The 3,308-nt window shown below is 72.8% G+C and carries 4 protein-coding genes; all 4 read right to left on the bottom strand.

What is annotated here, in order from left to right; genetic code table 11:
• Window positions 1–1,280, bottom strand: a 1,280-nt coding sequence (locus C1I97_RS33825; protein WP_111006832.1) for a sensor histidine kinase, incomplete at its 3' end; no start/stop codon positions are given.
• The gene (locus tag C1I97_RS33820) at window positions 1,277–2,011 is read right to left on the bottom strand and encodes a response regulator transcription factor (RefSeq protein WP_111006831.1); all 735 of its coding nucleotides are present in this window, start codon (window positions 2,009–2,011) and stop codon (window positions 1,277–1,279) included. The genes C1I97_RS33825 and C1I97_RS33820, both read right to left, overlap by 4 nt.
• Before the next feature lie 141 nt (window positions 2,012–2,152).
• On the bottom strand, window positions 2,153–2,374 hold the full coding sequence (locus C1I97_RS33815) for a hypothetical protein (protein WP_111006830.1): 222 nt from the start codon (window positions 2,372–2,374) through the stop codon (window positions 2,153–2,155).
• 32 nt (window positions 2,375–2,406) lie between these two features.
• Window positions 2,407–3,308: S1C family serine protease (locus tag C1I97_RS33810; protein WP_111006829.1), on the bottom strand; the 902-nt coding region annotated here is incomplete at its 5' end.

Genomic DNA, 3,308 nt, shown 5'->3' with positions numbered 1-3,308 from the left:
CGCCAGAAGCGGTCGAAGACGTAGGGGAGGTCGTCGGCGGGGATGCCGGGGCCGTGGTCGCGGACGGTGAGGGCGCCCCGTTCGAGGACGACCTCGATCGTGCCGCCCTCGGGACTGAACTTCACCGCGTTGTCGAGGATGTTGACGATCGCCCGCTCCAGCGCGGACGGCTCCGCCCGTACGTACCAGGGGTCCAGGTCCGCCGTGATGGTCAGCTCCGGGCCGCGCAGCCGGGCCCGGCGCAGCGCCGCCTCCGCGGTGTCGTGGAAGGCGACGACCTGGACCCGTTCGCCCCGCTGCCCCTCCGAGCGGGACAGCTCCTGCAGGTCGCCGATCAGGGAGGCCAGCTCGGTCATCTGGGCCTTGACCGAGGCGAGCAGCGCCTTGCGGTCGGCCTCGGGGAGCGGGCGGCCGGTCTCCTCGCTGCGGGTGAGGAGCTCGATGTTCGTACGGAGCGAGGTCAGCGGGGTGCGCAGTTCGTGGCCGGCGTCCGCGATGAGCTGCTGCTGCAGGTCGCGGGAGCTGGCGAGGGCCGAGGTCATGGAGTTGAACGAGCGGGACAGGCGGGCGATCTCGTCCTCGCTGTCGTCCTCCACGGGGATGCGGATCGTCAGGTCCTCGGTGCGGGCCACGTGTTCCACCGCCTCGGTGAGCCGGTCCACCGGGCGCAGACCGGCGCGGGCGACCGCGAGGCCCGCGGCGCCCGCGCCGAAGACCCCTATGCCGGAGACGAGCAGGAGCAGCAGGGCCAGGTCGTCGAGGGTGGCCTCGGTGTCCTCGAGGGAGAGGCCGAGCATGAAGGCGATGCCCGGGTAGGCGGCGGGGTCGGGGCCGGGGCCCGTCGGGACGGCGACGGTCAGCACGCGGACCCTGTTGCCCCGTGCGTCGGTGGTGGTGTGGAAGGTGCGCTTGTGCACGTCCGGGTCGGCCGCCACCTTCCGGTCCAGGCCCGTGACCTTGACCACATCCGGGGACCGGCCGTCCACGCAGAACTTGCCCTGCGCCGTCACCAGCTGCACGTAGAGGAACGAGCGCTGCATGTCGCCCGGCGAGTGGTCCGTCGTCTGCGCGCAGTCGGCGGCCATCGCCGACGCCGTGGCGGCCGTCACCCTGCCGTAGCTCGCCAGCCGGCTGTCGACCTCGTCGTACAGCTTGCCCTGCACGATGAACCAGCAGGTGACCGAGACCGCCGCCACCGCGAACGCCACCGCCGCCGCCACCAGCAGCGCCAGGCGGGAACGGATCGGCAGCGAACGGAACCGGCGGACGGCCCTCCTCACTCGGCGCCGCCCTGTCGCAGCACGTACCCGACCCCGCGGACGGTGTGCACCAGACGCGGCTCGCCGTCGGCCTCGGTCTTGCGGCGCAGGTACATGACGTAGACGTCGAGGGAGTTCGACGAGGGCTCGAAGTCGAAGCCCCACACCGCCTTCAGGATCTGCTCACGGGTGAGCACCTGGCGCGGATGGGCCAGGAACATCTCCAGCAGGGTGAACTCCGTGCGGGTCAGCTCCACCCGCCGGCCGCCGCGCGTGACCTCGCGGGTGGCGAGGTCCATGCGCAGGTCGGCGAAGGCGAGGACGTCGCCCCCGTCGGCCGCCCCCGTCACGGCCGCCGCGTACGAGCTGCGGCGCAGCAGCGCCCGGATACGGGCGAACAGCTCGTCCAGCTCGAACGGCTTGACCAGGTAGTCGTCCGCGCCGGCGTCCAGGCCGGTGACCCGGTCGCCGACGGTGTCGCGGGCGGTCAGCATCAGGATGGGGGTGGTGTCGCCGGTGCCGCGGATGCGGCGGGCCGCCGTCAGGCCGTCCATCCGGGGCATCTGGATGTCGAGGACCACCAGGTCGGGCTTGTACGTGCTCGCCCTGTCCAGCGCGTCCGCGCCGTCGACGGCGACCTCGGTGTCGTACCCCTCGAAGGCGAGGCTGCGCTGGAGCGCCTCGCGTACCGCCGGCTCGTCGTCGACGATCAGGATGCGCTGGGGGTCACGGTCGCCATCGGCGGGGCTCATCGGTCGTTGTTCCTCGGGTGACTCGGGCTCGTGGCCGGGCCGGCCAGGCCACGAGCCCGGCCGGCCGGAGGGCGGGACGTTCTCAGCGTCGCATGTTTCCGGGCCGCGGCGTGCGGCCCGGAAACATGCGCGTGCCGTGTCTCATGCCGCCATTGCGGTGAGCTTCCTCAGCGGCACCTTGTGCCGGTGCGGGCGCTCGGCGGAGGTGCGCAGGCCCATCAGCTCGGGGACCGCGACGACCTCGGGGGCGCGGTGCGCCGCCGGGCTGTGGAGTTCCTTCGCGACGGTCAGGGCCTGGGAGAGGCCGCCGGGGGCGGTCGCGTCGATGGTGTCCGTGGTCTCGTGCACAACCTGCTGGATCATGTCGTACTCCTTGCCGTGGTTCCTGCCGCCGCTCAGCTCTGCGAGCCGGAGCGCAACGTGGCCAGGTCGGACTTGACGGTGTTGATCGGGATGGCGAAGCCGAGGCCGACGCTGCCGGCACTGGACGAGTCCGAGCCGGAGGCGGCCGAGTACATCGCCGAGTTGATGCCGATGACGTTGCCGCCCGCGTCGATCAGCGCGCCGCCGGAGTTGCCCGGGTTGAGGGACGCGTCGGTCTGGATCGCCTTGTAGGTGGTGGTGGAGGAGCCGGTGTCGCCGTTGAACTGCCGGCCGCCGAACTCGAACGGCCAGCCTCCGTCGCCCCGTCCCTGCCCTTGGTTCTCGTCGGTCGACACGGTCACGGCCCGGTCGAGGGCGGAGACGATGCCGCTGGTGACGGTGCCGGTCAGCCCCTCGGGGGAGCCGATCGCGACCACCTGGTCGCCGACCGCCACGCCGTCGGAGTCGCCGAGGGCGGCCGCCTTGAGACCGGAGGCGCCGTGGAGCTCGATCAGGGCGAGGTCCTTGGAACTGTCGGTGCCGACGACCCGCGCGGTGTACGAGGTGCCGTCGCCGGCCCGCACCTTGATCGACGAGGCGCCCGCTATGACGTGGTTGTTGGTGACGACCTCGCCGCCGCTGGTGAGGATCACGCCGGAACCGGTGGACGTGCCGTCGGCCAGGGTCGCGGTGATCTCGACGACGCTGGGGCCGGCGGTCCTGGCGATGGCGGCGATGCTGCCCCGCTGGCCGGCGGGCACCACATTGGTGCTGGTGCTGCCGACGGCGACCGTCCTCTGGCCGGTCAGCTCCTGGAAGGCGAAGGCGGTGCCGCCGCCCACGGCCGCGGAGGCGATCGCCACCGCCGCCAGCAGGGCGAGCGGGCCCCGGGAGCGCTTCCTCGACGCGTGCGCGGGAGGCGCGGGGGAGGCGG

It is taken from the genome of Streptomyces sp. NTH33 (assembly GCF_003236365.1).
Taxonomy (GTDB): domain Bacteria; phylum Actinomycetota; class Actinomycetes; order Streptomycetales; family Streptomycetaceae; genus Streptomyces.
The sequence above is the reverse complement of the archived record's forward strand: the minus strand, read 5'-3'. Positions and strand labels throughout refer to the sequence as shown.

Coding starts and splice junctions, on each gene's coding strand:
- C1I97_RS33815 (WP_111006830.1), bottom strand. CDS start 2,374: ATGATCCAGCAGGTTGTGCACGAGACCACGGACACCATCGACGCGACC.
- C1I97_RS33820 (WP_111006831.1), bottom strand. CDS start 2,011: ATGAGCCCCGCCGATGGCGACCGTGACCCCCAGCGCATCCTGATCGTC.